Genomic DNA, 14,053 nt, shown 5'->3' on the forward strand with positions numbered 1-14,053 from the left:
TCGGCGTTGTCCGTCTTTCGGAAACGAAAGCGTTGGCTCGTGCCCGACACTTCCGTCACCCGGCGTGCGGCTCGGTTCGCGCAGAGCCTTATCACACAAGGGATTCGCATGACTGGCACGGTGACTGCATTACATGTCGCCACCGCCGCCCCAGCGACTCCCCGATTTACTCGTTTTAGTCGATCGCTCAGCGGCATCTCATCGAAGAAACAGTTGGTGCAAGTGGAGCGAATCATGTTTGGATACCTAATCAATATCGGAAAAGAATTCATGCTGCCGCATCTCATCTGCTGGACAGGGATGCTGCTCAACGATGCGGAGCACGGCCGCCGCGATGCCTATCTCGGATCGTGCGCGGATATCGGTGAACTCGAACGCCGCATGCGCGCGTGCGACAGTGAAATCTGATCATTCACGAAGCGAGAACGAACAATGATGGTTTTGAACGACGAACACACCGGCGCGCCTGTCATCGCGCTGCATTGCTCGGGAGCGGGCGCGAATCAATGGCGTCAGCTCGGCGAAACGCTCGATGCACTCAATACGGACAACGCGCGCTATTCGCTGATCGCGCCGGAGCATTACGGCTGCGACAGCGTCGGGCCATGGAGCGGCGAACGCGCCTTCACGCTCGCGGATGAAGCTGCGCGCACCGTCGAGATCATCGATCGCCAGCGGGGCAAGGTGCATCTCGTCGGACATTCATATGGCGGCGGCGTCGCGTTGCGGGCCGCGCTCGAACGGCCGCACGGCGTCGCGAGCATCACGCTGTACGAGCCATCGGCGTTTCATCTGCTGAAGGGCATGGGCACGCGCGGGGCGGCGGAATTCGCGGAGATTCTCGCGATCGCCGCGCGCACGGCGGAGGGCGTCGTCGCGGGCGATCTGCGTGGCGCGGCGCGCTCGTTCGTCGACTATTGGGGCGGGCATGGCGCGTGGAGCGCGCTGCGTCCTTCCGTGCAGGCGATGCTCACGCGCTGGGTGCCCAAAGCGCCGCTCGATTTTCGGGCGCTCATCCACGAGCCCACGCCGGCGAGCGCGTACGCGAAGCTGCGCATTCCGACACTCGTGATGCGCGGTGAGCATGCGCCCGCGCCGACGCGGTTGATCGCCGAGTCGCTGCCCGATCTGATGCCGGCGGCGAAGCTGATCGTCGTGCCCGATGCGGGTCACATGGGGCCGCTCACGCACGCGCCGGTCGTGAACGAAGCGATCGCGCGGCATATCGCCGCCTGCGACGCGCGGCTCGTCAGCTAGCCGAGCAGCCCGTCGCGCGACGGTGCACTTTCGCCCTGACGTTCGATGAGCCGTGCGCGAAACCAGAACGTCCACGCGAGCAATCCGCCGTAGATCACATAGCTCACGACCGGCGATACGACGAGATAGCGCTCGACCGGCCACGTCCACGCGAACCAGAAACGCAGCACCGTTTCTACCGTCAGCCCGACGCCCCACACGAACGTCATGAGCCGCAACGACGCGCGCAGCGACGCGCTTTCGCTCCAATAGGCCTCGAAGCGCTCGGCGCCGTTTTCCTGCTCGCGCGTGACGGTCGCGCGGGCGAGATAGAAGATGAGCGGACGCTGGAAAAGCAGCGAGATAAGGAAGACGATGCCCGTTGCGCCCGCCGCGAGCGATTCACGCACGAGCAGGATGCGCGCGCTGCCGCCCATCGCGAGCATCACGATCGACAGCGCGATGCCGAACAGCACGAGCGCGGAAAGCGCATCGACGCGACGCGACCGCGCGAATTCGGCGACGCTCCACACGAGCGGCGGCGCGGCCGATGCGTAGAGCGCGCCGACATCGCCCCAATACGGCAGCGCAAGCCGATACGCCAGCCACGGAAGCACCAGATTGGCGGCGAGTTCGAGCACGAGACCGGGTTTGATCTTTTTCATGGACTCAGGTGTGTGCGTATCAAACGCTAGACCGTGAGCCAAGTATAAAAGATCAGACGTGCGCGAATGTACGCATGCGAGCGCGCCGCTACGTCAGGGAAACTCCCCGGTTATTTCTTTTGCCCTCCGCCCGCGGCGGCTCCAGGATTAACGGCATTCGCATTGTTGGCGGCGTTGGGGTTATAGGTCGAGTTCGCGTTGTAATTCGGGTTGGTCGTGGCGGCGTTCGGCGTATTCGTGGGCGCGCTCGGCTGCCTCACGGGCTTGGGCTGGAGCGTCTGGTTGATAACGCCCATCTGGCCCATTTTCTTCGCGGCCTGGCTGTCCGCGCTGGCTGCCGTGGCGAAGCACATGCCGGCGGCACCGGCGATCAACGCAATATGCAGGGCGCGGCGTCGCGCGCGATTGCGGGTCTTCTTCATGACGGCCTCCTTGGCTCATGCTCACCGCGCGGGTGCGCGGCGGCAATCCATTGTGTGCAAGGACGATGCCCGGATATAGAAGGGTTTTGCCTAGGTGCGTTCGGTGCGCTCTGCGGCACCACGGCGCAGGTTCGCTTGATAAATGTCTAACAAATGACGCTGTTCGTTGGGTACTATGTACTTCGAAGTATTCAACACGAACGCACCGGAGGATCACCGCATGTTTCCCGAATATCGCGAACTCATCTCGCGGCTGAAGAGCGAGGACGCTCATTTCTCGCGGCTCTTCGAGCGCCACAACGAGCTCGATCATCAGATCAGCAACATGGAGACGGGCGTCACGCCTGCCGACTCGTTCGCCATCGAATCGCTGAAAAAAGAAAAGCTGCTGCTGAAGGACAAGCTGTACGTGGTCTTGAGAAAGGCGCACGAAGCCGCCTGACTAGACGAAGCGCGAGACCGAGGCGCCGGAGCAACAACCAAGAGGAAGGAATGAAGTTGATATCGCCGGAGAAGGCTGCTGAATCGGATGGCTGCATCGAACTGGAAGAAACGAGCGTCGCGGTCGAAGCGGCTCATGAGCTGCTGACCAACAGCCTCGGCGACATTCTTCAGGGCTTCGACTCGCACGACCACGAAGAGAGGGATTCGCTCGTCGACACCGTGAGAACCCTGATCGGCGGGATGTCGCCGGATGAAGTCGCCATGCTGCGCGCCCAGCTTTTCGATCGCGAAGCCGTGCAGCGAACGGCCAGCGAATCGGCCGACCCCGACGAAGAACTGTCGCCGTCCTGGCGCGAAGGCGGCTATCCGTATCGGAATCTGATGTCGCGGCACGCGTACGAGAAGCAGAAGTACCGTCTTCAGGTCGAGTTGCTGAAGTTGCAGGCGTGGGTGCGCGACACCGGCCAGCGCCTCGTGATCCTCTTCGAAGGGCGCGATGCGGCAGGCAAGGGCGGCACCATCAAACGCTTCATGGAGCATCTCAATCCGCGCGGCGCGCGCGTGGTGGCGCTGGAAAAGCCGTCCGAGCGCGAGCGCGGCCAATGGTATTTTCAGCGCTACGTCGAGCACTTGCCGACGGCGGGCGAGATCGTCCTGTTCGACCGTTCGTGGTACAACCGCGCGGGCGTCGAGCGCGTGATGGACTTCTGCACGCCGCGCGAATACGAGGAATTCATGCGGCAGGTGCCGGCGTTCGAGCGGCATCTGTCGCAAGGCGGGACGCACGTCATCAAGCTATGGTTTTCGGTGAGCCGCGCCGAGCAGCGCCGCCGCTTCAAGGAGCGCGAAATTCATCCGCTCAAGCAATGGAAGCTGAGCCCGGTCGATCTCGCGTCGCTCGACAAATGGGACGCCTATACCGAAGCCAAGGAAGCGATGTTCGCGCACACCGATAGCGCCGACACGCCCTGGACCGTCGTGCGCTCCGATTGCAAGAAGCGCGCACGGCTCAACGCGATGCGCTACGTGCTGCACAAGCTGCCGTATGCAAATCGCGATCTGAAGGCGATCGGCGCGGTGGATCCGTTCATCGTCGGGCGGCCGTTCTAGCTTGCCTTCGCGCCTTCCATCAACGTCTGTGCGAGCAGGTGCGCGTGTGGCGTGAGCACGGCGAAGTCGCGGGCGCACAGATGCAGGCGGCGCGTCGCCCACGGCTCGGTGAGCGGCACGATGGCAAGCTGTGGCCGCGCCAGCATGAGCGCCGACGCCTCCGACAAAATCGCCAGCCCGATGCCCGCCTCGACCAGCATCCCGACGTTGTCGATGCTGCGCATGCGAATCCGATAGCCGATCTGCCGGCCGAGCCGCGACGCGCGCTCGGCCAGATGCAATTCGAGCGCGGCATCCGACAAACCAACGAACGCCTCGCCGACGATCTCCGCGAACGCCACCGCGCGCTCCCCGGCGATGCGATGCGCGCGGTTCGCGACCACCACCAGTTGATCCTGCGCCAGCAGATGCGTCTGAAGCTGCCCGAGGTCCGCCGTGTCCGAAACCACGCCTAGATCGGCGCGGCTTTCCGCGATCGCGAGCACGATGTCGACGCTCGGGCGCTCGTCGAGATCGATCGAAAGATCCGGATGAGCCGCGAGAAAATGCGAGAGCCTCGGCGGCAGGAAGGCGGCCAGCGCCGCCGTGTTCGACATGAGACGGATTCGGCCCTTCAGGCCGGTCGCGAACGAGCGCAATTCGCCGCGCATCTGTTCGACCTGACCGAGGATCCCGCGTGCGTGGCGCACGAAGGCTTCGCCGGCGGCGGTCGCCTGCACGCCGCGACGGTTGCGCTCGAGAAGCGGCGCGCCGAGCGCGGCCTCCATCCCGGCGATGCGCTCGCTCGCCGAAGCCAGCGCGAGATGCATCGCCTGCGCGCCCGCCGTGATGCTGCCGCGCTCGATCACGGTCAGGAAAAGCCGCATGTCGGTCAGATCGAAACGCATGCCGGATCCTTCGGTTTAACCGAAGCCTCGCATTGGAAATGCCAGATTGTAAGCGGCGCGCGGCGTCGTTAGCATCTGTCGCATGGAACTCTTCATTCTCGTCATTGGCGCCGGTTTTCTTGCAGGCGCAATGAACGCGCTCGCTGGCGGCGGCTCGTTCGTGAGCCTGCCCGCGATGATCGCCGCCGGCTTGCCACCGGTTCAGGCGAACGCTTCGAGCACCGTCGCGCTCTTTCCGGGCGGCGTCGTGAGCGCGTGGGCGTATCGCGACGGGCTCGGTCCCGTCGGTTCGGTATCGATCCGCAAGATGCTCGTGACGACGCTCGTCGGCGGTTTCGTCGGCGCGGCGCTTTTGCTGTCCACGTCGTCGAAGACGTTCTCTTTCGTGCTGCCGTGGCTTCTGTTGTGCGCGAGTTTGACGCTCGCGTTCGGGCGCAAGCTCGGCGAAGCGTTGCGGCGGCGCTGGCGCATCGGCGTGGCGGCGGTGCTGTCGATCCAGTTTCTGCTCGGCGTCTATGGCGGCTACTTCGGCGGCGCGGTCGGCATCATGATGATGGCGGTCTGGGGCCTGCTCGATTCGCGCGACCTGAAGAGCCTGAACGCGCCGCGCACGCTGCTCGTGAGCGCGGCCAACTCGGTGGCCGTTCTCACGTTCGCGGCGGCGCAGGCCGTGCGCTGGCCCGAAACGATCGCGATGCTGCTCGCGGCGATCGCGGGCGGCTACAGCGGCGCGCAAATCGGCCGGCGCGCGCCGCCGCAATGGATTCGCGCGGGCACGCTGATCGTCAGCGCCGGTATCACGGTTGCATTTTTCGTCAAGACCTACGGGCCGATGTTTTCGCATCGGTGATGCGCGCGGACCGCACGAGGGAGACCATCATGATTCCCGCCTTGCTGGAAACGCTCGGTGCGCTTTCGCTGATCGTGAGCGTGGCGGCGAAGATCGCATTGCTGCGCGGGATGTCCGACGAAGACGTGCCGGTTCGGCATGGTCGAGCCGCGTGTCGCCGACGCCGAGTGCATCGGGTCAATGCGCGTTGTGTTCGAGCGGCGGCAGCCCGAGCGGCTTTTTCGCGGCCTCGTAGGCACGGATGAAACGCGGATCGTCGTCGAGTTCGCGCGCCATCCACTTGGACAGATCCGCGCCGCAGCCTGGATCGGCGATGTCGCGGAAACATGGCGAATTCGCTGGCATCATGCTCGCGGCCCAGTAGAAGCTGAAAAGCGCCTGCTTTTCCGCCGGCTCCATGAGAATGGCGTGCGGATCGTTTCCCGAGAGCCACTGGTCGAGTCGCGCCGCGAGCGATTCTTCGGTTTCGTGGCTATCGTAAGAGAAGACATAACCGCCGCCCGCCTGCGCCGTGTGGAAGTCATTCATCACGACTTCCGTGACGAAGCGCGCCGCTTTCTGGTTAGTCGCGAACGGTTGCGCGTGCGCATCGCAGGTCAACAGCCACATCGAGACGAGCAATGCCTTTGTTTTATGCCGAACGAGCGTACGACATTTTTTCCGATTGCTTGCCGAGTTCACACGAATCAGTGGAAATAATTTCGCGTCGAGGCGAATGGATTTGACTTGAATTAGCTGTCGATTCTACTGATATATTTATTTTCCGCTTGCGGTCGATTTATGAACGCACCAATACAAAACGGCCCGAATGGGCCGTTTTGTGCCTTGCGGCGGCAGCGCCGGAATTACAGCGGCTGGATCGTCGAAGCTTGCTTGCCCTTCGGGCCTTGCTTGACTTCGAAGCTCACCTTCTGATTCTCCTGAAGCGACTTGAAACCCTTGGACTGGATTTCGGAGAAATGTGCAAACAGGTCTTCACCGCCGTCGTCCGGCGTGATGAAACCAAAACCCTTCGCATCGTTGAACCACTTGACAGTACCTGTTGCCATTTTTTCCAAACCCTATTGAGACGGATAACGTTGAAGATGCGCTTCGAATGTCGAGCGGCATAGAGTTTTACCATGCCAGAATGCGGAGTTCAAATAAGCGTTTCTGCTAAGAGACACGACATAAGCGCGTCATACTCCGCGCAGCCAGCGCCTGGCGCCGAAATCTTTTTGTTCGGACGTTATTCGCCCGTTCGTTCGATTATCCTCGACATTTCGGACAGGCAGATGACCGGAGACGCATTCTTATGGCTCACACGCTTTCCAGTGCCGCTCAACGCGTCCGGCCCGATTCCGTCCGGCTCGATGCGCCCGAAATCGCTGACGCGCGCCGTCAACTTGCAGCCTGCTTACAACTCGCGGCGCTGCACGGCTTTGAAGAGGGCGTCTGCAATCACTTTTCGGCGATGGTGCCGGGCCACGACGATCTGTTCTTCGTGAATCCCTATGGCTATGCGTTCAGCGAGATCACGGCGTCGCGTCTGCTGATCTGCGATTTCGACGGCAATGTCATCGACGGTGAAGGCGAGCCGGAAGCGACTGCATTCTTTATTCACGCGCGCGTGCACAAGCTGATTCCGCGTGTGAAGGCCGCTTTTCACACGCATATGCCGAACGCGACCGCGTTATGCCTGCTCGACGGCCCGCCGCTCTTGTGGCTCGGGCAGACATCGTTGAAGTTTTATGGCCGCACGGCCGTCGACGAGCATTACAACGGCCTGGCGCTCGACGATGCAGAAGGCGATCGCATTGCCGGCGCCATTGGCGACGCCGATATCCTCTTCCTCAAGAATCATGGCGTGATGGTTGCAGGCGCAACTATCGCCGAGGCGTGGGACGATCTCTACTATCTGGAGCGCGCGGCGGAGGTGCAATTGCGCGCGATGAGCGCGAACCGTCCGCTCAAGCCGGTGCCGCACGACATCGCACAGCGCACTTATGAGCAGATGCGCGCGGGCGATGTAGAAAGCGCGCGTGCGCATCTCGCAAGCGGTATGCGCCGCTTGCGCGCGCGGAACATCGATTTCGAGTCGTGACTGGTTGCGCGCGCCAAAGCGCGTTTGCCCATATCCGTTTGCTGAAGGAATACGGCAATCACGATGATCAATCCCTTCAGCACGAGATCGTGCGCTATCGATCTTCGCGGCGACTGCACTACCATGTACGAGCACTTACCGTCATTTTTCGGAAGAGAGAACGATGGTCAAGCTGATGATGATCCTGCTCGGTGTGGACTATTTGCGCAATCGCTGGCGGAGCCTGTTGGCGATAGGCTGGCTTCTGCTCGTGATCGGCATCGGCGTGTTCGTCGATGCGCTCGACGGCGCGCTGGGCTTTCCGATCACCTTCGTCGGCTGGCTGCTGCTGATCGAGGCCGCGTTGACGCTGGCAGTCGCATGGGCTGGCGTCGGCGGCCAGCGCAGATTGCGCTACGCGAAGGGCATTGCGTTCGTGCTCACGGCCGCGCTTATTTTCGAAGGCAACCATCACGGTCACTTCATTCTCTCGATCCTGATCGGTCTTGCGTTTCTGTTCGATGGTTTGTTGCAGGCGAGCTCGGCGCTCGTGGTGCGTTACCGGCGCTATCGCGTTGCACTCGGCTTCGCGATCTTCGAGATCGTTCTCGGCATCTTCATGATTCAACCGTTTCCGACGCACTATAAAGGCACGGTGCCGTATTGCATCGGCGCGTTCTTCATCTTCGCGGGATGGAATCTGATCATGATCGCGACGCGCGTACGCAAGTTGACCAGCAACCCCGCCGTTTGGGGCGATGCGAGCGCGGAAGCGGCGAGCGTTGCGGGCAAGGAACTCAGCGGCGCGCGTCCGCCATTGCAGGCGAGAGAATGGGATGGCCCGCCCGCGGACGACGAACCGGCGCTCACGGTGCATGTCTGGACGCCGGTGGGTTCATCGAAGGCGGAGACCCAGTGGCATCCTGTTGTGGATCGCTATATCGCCGCGGTCGATCGCAATGGAGTGATCTCGACAGGGCACGCCGCGCTCGAATCACCGGAAGGCATCTACGTGAGTCTTTATCCGGCCGTGGAAATCGACCGCTCGCCCGATGACTTCGCGCGCCTCTTGCGGGCCACGCGCGAGAACGACGTGCCAGGCGTATTTCAGCCGAGTTATGCGATCGAATCGAAGGCCTGGTGCCCGTCGACCGTGCGCGTGCGTATCCGCAATTACGATCCCGCACGGCTCGATAGTTTCTGGCGCAACTATCGCGAGGACACGACGTATAACCTCACGCATCGCAATTGTTCGAGCAGCGTGTCGCGTGCGCTCGACGCCGCGCTCGAAGGTGCGGCGGGGCGTTTGTACGGTGCGCGCGCGGGTTGGGGCGCGCTCTTCAGGATGATCGTCACGCCGGAGTTATGGGTCGCGGCGCAAGTGCGCAAGCGCGCGGTGACGATGGCCTGGACGCCGGGCCTCACGCTCGACTACGCGCGCGCGCTCAGCATGGTCGCCGATCCGCGTCCTTATGGTTGGCTCAAGGTTGCGCGCATGGCGCTCACGAAGATGCGCAAATCGCGGCGCGCGTGGCGCGAGGAAGGGACGTTCGATGAAACGTGACGCTGCTACAGATCGAGGTCGTCCGCTTCCTTGCGCGCGCGGCGTTCCTCGTTTGCCCGGCGCGCGCGCAAACGCTGACGCGACAACTGGGCGATCACTTCGCCGGTGGACGCGCCCGCCGTGATTTCATTGCGGATAACCTTGGGCACCATCGGCAATCCCATGCGCTGTCTGCGCAGCGCGCGGGCAATTGCGGTGCGGCATTCCTGACCGTGACAATCCCATTCGTCACGGATTCGCTCACAGTAGGGACATTTTTCCATCCCCAAAGTCTACCGCGAAACGGGGCCGGATTTCGCGGACCTCACGCGTGCCCCGCGTGCCCCGCGTGCCATATGCCGCTTGCAGCGGTTCGCGTTGCATAGTCTTCGAACGAGCGGGCTTCGCGATGCAGTGCGGCGCGCACGCCATCGGCAGGCTTTTCGTTGCGGCCATCGAGCACCGTGGTGAAGAGATACAGGATCAGGTCGGTTTCCTCCTTCGATACGCCTGCTTCGAGCAGGCCGGCGCGAAACGCGTCGGCGGCCACTGGCGCGAGATGCAGATCGCGCCGCGACGCCTTTGCGATGCATGCGAGCGCTTCGGCGAAAGAGATCGCGCGAGGGCCGGTGAGCTCGTAGAGCCTGTTTTCATGGCCCGGCTGCGTAAGCGCCGCGACGGCTGCGTCGGCGATATCTTCGGCATCGACGAAAGGTTCTCGAATATCGCCGACGGGCAGGGCGAGCGTGCCCTCGCGAACCGGATCGAGCAAGAAGCTCTCGCTGAAGTTCTGCATGAACCAACTGCAGCGCAGGATGGTCCATGTCGCGCCCGACTGTTGAAGTGCCTCTTCGGCGGCTTGCGCTTCTTCTTCACCGCGTCCCGAAAGCAGCACGATTCGTTCGGTGCCGTTTGCGAGCGCCATGTCGAAGAATGCACCGACCGTATCGAGCGCGCCTGGTACTGCGAGGTCCGGCTGATACGTGACATATGCGTATTTCACGCCTTCGAGCACCGGGCGCCACGTCGCGCGATCGTTCCAGTCGAAGCGGAGTTGCGTGGAGCGTGCGCACGCGCGAATCGCGATTCCCTGTGTGCGTAGCCGCTCCGCCACGCGTCGTCCCGTCTTGCCGTTGGCGCCCAGAACGAGGATAGGTGCGGCATCGAAGTCCGAATGAGCCATGATTGTCTCCTGTGTTTAAAACGTGAGAGTTGCTCACGTTTTAAACATGATAGATACTCACATTTGACTGTCAAGCATTTTTGAGCCTGCACTGACGCAGCAAAAAAGGAGTTGAACATGCAGGAGAAGCCGCCACGCATCACGGCGAAGGGCAGCATTGCGCGCAGGCAGCCCGCACAGCAGCGCAGCCGCGAACGCCTCGATCGCATTCTGGAGATCGCGCAGCAACTGATCGCGGAGAAAGGCAGCGAGCACGTGAAGATGAGCGAGATCGCGGAGCTTGCAGAGATATCGATCGGTTCGCTGTATCAGTATTTTCCCGACAAGCGCGCGATCGTGCGCACGCTCGCCGAGCTCTACGCGGACGAGAGCCGCCAATGCGTGCGAGAAGCGCTCGACGCCGTGCAGGACAAGGCGCAACTGCTCGACGCGTTCGCGTCGCTGGTTGACCAGTACTACGAGATCGTGCTGGACAAGCCGGTGATGCGCGACATTTCGTCGGCGCTGCGATCGGACAAGGCGTTGATGAGCATCGAGATTGCGGAAGGCCGTGCGTGCGGCGCGTTGCTCGCAGCGGCGATAGGGCGCGTGACGCCGCGCGCGGACAGCAAGCGCGTCAACGCGCTCGCGTTCCTGATCTGGCAGCTAGGCGAAGAAACGATGCGCCTCGCCGTCGCGCACAAGCGCGGCGAGGGCGCGATGCTCGTCGACGCTTACAAGCAAATGAGCTTGCGAGCCATAGACGAGGCATGAAGACGAAGCGCGCTTATCCGCTCAATTGATTCGACGTGCTCGGGCGACGCTCGCGCTGATGATGATCGAGGCTGCGCCTCAATACTTTCTTGACGAGCCCTTTGAGAAAGTGAATCGAGCGGTCGGTGCGCACGTTCAAATCGAAGGGCGCGAGCTCGACGACTTCACGCCCGCCATGCGCGGTGAGCGTCTCGCGCTTCGTACGATGATCGACAGCCATCGCCGTCAGCGTCTCCGATGCCTGCTTGAACGACGCGCGATCGACGCGCGCGCAAACGTGGCATGCGCGGTGAAAGAGCTTGTCGAATACGGTGAGCCAGAAATCGTCCGTCTCGCTGCCGTCGCAACGTGCGAGCGCTTCCTGGCCGGAGACGCGCAGGTCATGCATGTCGCGCAGCTTGGCGGTTTGCGTGATGCTGCCGAAGCGCCGGCGATAGCCGATCAGCGGCTTGGGAATGCGATAGATGCTGCTCGCGCGAAGATAGGTCGCGGGCACGAGCGCCATGTCTTCGTAATTTCGTCCGACGGGAAAGGGCGCTTCGTCGAAGAGATCCGTGCGATAAGTACGCGCCCATGCGAACGTGTGAAACCGATCCGCGAATTGCTTCAGCGCGGCGCGATCCATCGGGTGGCCGCCGCTCGTCGCGTCGTCGGCGATTTCGATTTCATCGAGCTCGCGGCCGCTATCGTCGATGATCTTGACGTTGTACTCGACCACATCCCATTTGCGTTCGGCGAGGACAGGAATGATCGCGTCGCTGAAAGCCTTCAGATAAATATCGTCGCCGTCCAGGAAGCCGACATAGGGCGTGCGCACTGCCGCGAGGCCGGTATTGCGCGCGGCGCTCAGGCCGCGATTTTCCTGGTGCAGCAGTTCGATGTGTACGCCGCGATCGCGTTCCACGATTGCGCGCGCCGCCGCATAGGTCTCGTCGCGAGAACCGTCATCGACCACGATGATCTTCATCGCGTCGATATGAGGCTGGGACAGAAGGGACTCGAGCGCTTCCTCAATATATCCCTCGATGTTATACGCAGCTACGACGATGCTGAGCAGCGGACCGGTGTCTCGCAATGAGTCACTGTCTAACGGCATAGATGACGCTCTCCGTCGATGATTGGGTTTCAATATGCCACGCGTGGGAATCGCGGCACCGCAAAACATGCAGTTGGTCTGATGGATGCGACGCAATGGACGCGTTATCGTTGGAGCATGTCACATCATATGGCGGGCCCCGAATGTCCCGGCCTGATATGCATGTCGATGGAATGAACGTTAATAGAGCGATTTCGCAGGCTGCGGGTTCCCGAATGGCCGCAACATGCAATCGGAGAAATAGGGCGGCTTCTCTGACTATAGTTCGAATCAGCTCGCAAACGTTATCGTCCGGACGCGCTGCATGCTCCTCCGTGCGCTTGCCCACATGCGGGGCTCATCGAAGTAAATGATGCGTGACAAACGGTTTCATGTTGCAAGCAACTGTAGCGATGTGAGTACATTTTTCTTCTCTTTGCACTTATATGACATCGAGAAGAAAAATGTTCACTACGCGGTCAATGATGCATGTAGAGCGATTGCCTCAGCGCTTGCGGCGAGGGCTGAGTTGTCCATCCGCTTTGCACGCTTCCTTCGACGCTCGGTCCGTAATCGTTGTGCGCTTCGGTGTTGGCCTGCTTGAACGGAGCGGGCGATTGCGCATAGGAAAGCATCGGCACTGTGACAGAGGCGGCGAGAAGGGCGGCTGCAAGTTTCTTCATGATCGTTCTCCTTGAATGTGTGAACTACGATAAGGAGACTAGATTCGAAGAATTAGCGGATCGTGAGTGCTTCGGACACGTCAGACGTTCTCCGGTGTATAGAGCTGCGCCGGCAGTGGATATTGGCTCGCTTGCGCGGCTTCGCCCGGCAACGCCTGCAAGCTACGCAGCATCGCCTGGACTGCTGTTTCCGCGATGCGCTGAAGTGGCGTGTCGATCACGAGGTCGATGACGCCTTCGACGAGCGCCTCGTAACGGTCCGGCATCAGGTCGCTGCACACCGTCACGATGCGTCGTCCGGCGGCTTCTTCTCGCAATGCGCGAATCACGCCGCCCACGCCGCCGCCGGGAATATAGAGGCCGGCGAGATCGGCATGGCGCGCGAGCATGGCGAGCGTGGCTTCGTAGGCGAGTTGCTTGTCTTCGAGATTGATCTGCGTGTCGAGCACGCGTAGTCCGGGCGCGTGCTCCCGCAAATATGAGCGAAAGCTGATCTCACAGCTTTCCTGACCGAGATAGCGCGGCGTGCCGACGAATACGCCGACCGTGCCCTCGTCGCGACGCGTGAGGCGGCTCACGGCCCACGCTGCCGTGCGTCCGCTCTTGCGCGGATCGACGCCGATATAGCCTGCTCGAAACGGCGCACTCAGATCCGACAGCAAAGTGACCGTGGGCTTGCCTTGTCCATGAAGCGTTTCGATGGCCGCCGTCACATGCGGATGATCGACCGCGACCACGCCAAGTGCCTGCGCTTGCTCGCCGAGCGAAAGCAGCGTGCGCGCGATGGAAGCCGGGTCGAGCTCATCCATGTATTCGATGACGGCGGTGCAATGTTCGGGCTCGTGACGCGCGGCCGCATCCTTGAGAATGCGCGCGAAGGTTTGATAGAACGGATCGGCTCGTTTTTGCAGGCAAAAACCCAGCGTGTATCGCTCGTGATGTTCGCCGCGTTGTGCGCGCAAGCGTTCGCGCATCAGCCCGGCGCCGTGATAGCCGATTCGCTCGGCCGCTTCGATCACGCGCAAGGCCGTGCCTTCGCGCACGCTGATTCGGCCGTTGAATACGCGATCGACCGTTGCGGGGCTCACCCCGGCGGCTTCGGCCACTGACTGAAGAGTGGGACGCTTACTCATCTTTTGA

At 62.0% G+C, this 14,053-nt stretch carries 18 protein-coding genes; 8 read left to right on the top strand and 10 right to left on the bottom strand.

The annotated features are described in order from the left end of the window. The first annotated feature begins 39 nt into the window (after positions 1–39). Together NOV72_RS32615 and NOV72_RS04680 are read left to right on the top strand one after the other, a co-directional pair. Positions 40–408 (top strand): hypothetical protein, encoded by a 369-nt coding sequence (locus NOV72_RS32615; protein WP_245932903.1) that lies wholly within the window; start codon positions 40–42, stop codon positions 406–408. A gap of 24 nt (positions 409–432) precedes the next feature. Beyond that, entirely contained in the window at positions 433–1,257 is an 825-nt protein-coding gene (locus NOV72_RS04680; protein WP_106853431.1) for an alpha/beta fold hydrolase, read from the top strand. On the opposite strand, the gene NOV72_RS04685 is transcribed toward NOV72_RS04680, so the two are convergent. Beyond that, positions 1,254–1,901: a VC0807 family protein gene (locus tag NOV72_RS04685; RefSeq protein WP_106853432.1), complete on the bottom strand. Its 648-nt coding sequence runs from the start codon at positions 1,899–1,901 to the stop codon at positions 1,254–1,256. The genes NOV72_RS04680 and NOV72_RS04685 overlap by 4 nt on opposite strands. 110 nt (positions 1,902–2,011) lie before the next feature. After that, complete coding sequence (locus NOV72_RS04690) at positions 2,012–2,323, bottom strand: hypothetical protein (RefSeq protein WP_106853433.1); 312 nt, start codon at positions 2,321–2,323, stop codon at positions 2,012–2,014. Between the two features lie 220 nt (positions 2,324–2,543). Here NOV72_RS04690 and NOV72_RS04695 point away from each other — a divergent pair, with 220 nt between their 5' ends. Then, the gene (locus NOV72_RS04695) at positions 2,544–2,765 is read left to right on the top strand and encodes an HP1242/YdcH family protein (RefSeq protein WP_106853697.1); all 222 of its coding nucleotides are present in this window, start codon (positions 2,544–2,546) and stop codon (positions 2,763–2,765) included. A 50-nt stretch (positions 2,766–2,815) separates the two neighbouring features. Next, positions 2,816–3,877, top strand: coding sequence for a polyphosphate kinase 2 (ppk2, locus tag NOV72_RS04700; RefSeq protein WP_106853434.1), 1,062 nt, complete (start codon positions 2,816–2,818; stop codon positions 3,875–3,877). Here the strand turns inward: ppk2 and NOV72_RS04705 are convergent. Continuing rightward, positions 3,874–4,764, bottom strand: coding sequence for a LysR family transcriptional regulator (locus tag NOV72_RS04705; protein ID WP_106853435.1), 891 nt, complete (start codon positions 4,762–4,764; stop codon positions 3,874–3,876). The genes ppk2 and NOV72_RS04705 overlap by 4 nt on opposite strands. 82 nt (positions 4,765–4,846) lie before the next feature. On the opposite strand from NOV72_RS04705, the gene NOV72_RS04710 reads away from it, so the two are divergent. After that, positions 4,847–5,614 (top strand): sulfite exporter TauE/SafE family protein, encoded by a 768-nt coding sequence (locus NOV72_RS04710; protein WP_106853436.1) that lies wholly within the window; start codon positions 4,847–4,849, stop codon positions 5,612–5,614. Between the two features lie 177 nt (positions 5,615–5,791). Here NOV72_RS04710 and NOV72_RS04715 read toward each other — a convergent pair whose 3' ends face one another. After that, the gene (locus NOV72_RS04715; protein ID WP_245932904.1) at positions 5,792–6,223 is read right to left on the bottom strand and encodes a hypothetical protein; all 432 of its coding nucleotides are present in this window, start codon (positions 6,221–6,223) and stop codon (positions 5,792–5,794) included. Between the two features lie 236 nt (positions 6,224–6,459). Beyond that, entirely contained in the window at positions 6,460–6,663 is a 204-nt protein-coding gene (locus NOV72_RS04720; protein WP_008347993.1) for a cold-shock protein, read from the bottom strand. Positions 6,664–6,908: 245 nt separating this feature from the next. Between NOV72_RS04720 and NOV72_RS04725 the strand changes: the two genes are divergently transcribed. Both NOV72_RS04725 and NOV72_RS04735 read left to right on the top strand, forming a co-directional pair. Further along, positions 6,909–7,697, top strand: coding sequence for an aldolase (locus NOV72_RS04725; protein ID WP_106853438.1), 789 nt, complete (start codon positions 6,909–6,911; stop codon positions 7,695–7,697). A 163-nt stretch (positions 7,698–7,860) separates the two neighbouring features. Continuing rightward, positions 7,861–9,240, top strand: a complete 1,380-nt coding sequence (locus NOV72_RS04735) for an HdeD family acid-resistance protein (protein ID WP_106853440.1) — start codon at positions 7,861–7,863, stop codon at positions 9,238–9,240. A 5-nt stretch (positions 9,241–9,245) separates the two neighbouring features. Here NOV72_RS04735 and NOV72_RS04740 read toward each other — a convergent pair whose 3' ends face one another. Next, positions 9,246–9,503: a hypothetical protein gene (locus NOV72_RS04740; RefSeq protein WP_106853441.1), complete on the bottom strand. Its 258-nt coding sequence runs from the start codon at positions 9,501–9,503 to the stop codon at positions 9,246–9,248. Positions 9,504–9,544: 41 nt separating this feature from the next. Beyond that, a complete protein-coding gene (locus tag NOV72_RS04745) occupies positions 9,545–10,402 on the bottom strand; it encodes an NAD(P)H-binding protein (RefSeq protein ID WP_106853442.1) in 858 nt (285 codons plus the stop codon). 117 nt (positions 10,403–10,519) lie between these two features. On the opposite strand from NOV72_RS04745, the gene NOV72_RS04750 reads away from it, so the two are divergent. Beyond that, complete coding sequence (locus NOV72_RS04750) at positions 10,520–11,155, top strand: TetR/AcrR family transcriptional regulator (protein ID WP_106853443.1); 636 nt, start codon at positions 10,520–10,522, stop codon at positions 11,153–11,155. Positions 11,156–11,168: 13 nt separating this feature from the next. Here the strand turns inward: NOV72_RS04750 and NOV72_RS04755 are convergent, their stop codons facing one another. The 3 genes from NOV72_RS04755 to NOV72_RS04760 form a co-directional block, all read right to left on the bottom strand. After that, positions 11,169–12,251, bottom strand: a complete 1,083-nt coding sequence (locus NOV72_RS04755; RefSeq protein ID WP_106853444.1) for a glycosyltransferase family 2 protein — start codon at positions 12,249–12,251, stop codon at positions 11,169–11,171. A gap of 458 nt (positions 12,252–12,709) precedes the next feature. Beyond that, positions 12,710–12,913 (bottom strand): hypothetical protein, encoded by a 204-nt coding sequence (locus NOV72_RS31825; RefSeq protein WP_146149943.1) that lies wholly within the window; start codon positions 12,911–12,913, stop codon positions 12,710–12,712. Positions 12,914–12,993: 80 nt separating this feature from the next. After that, positions 12,994–14,046: a LacI family DNA-binding transcriptional regulator gene (locus NOV72_RS04760; protein ID WP_106853445.1), complete on the bottom strand. Its 1,053-nt coding sequence runs from the start codon at positions 14,044–14,046 to the stop codon at positions 12,994–12,996. Positions 14,047–14,053: the final 7 nt, after the last annotated feature.

The sequence above is a fragment of the Caballeronia novacaledonica genome, from assembly GCF_900258035.1.
In the GTDB taxonomy this organism is placed as follows: Bacteria; Pseudomonadota; Gammaproteobacteria; order Burkholderiales; family Burkholderiaceae; genus Caballeronia; species Caballeronia novacaledonica.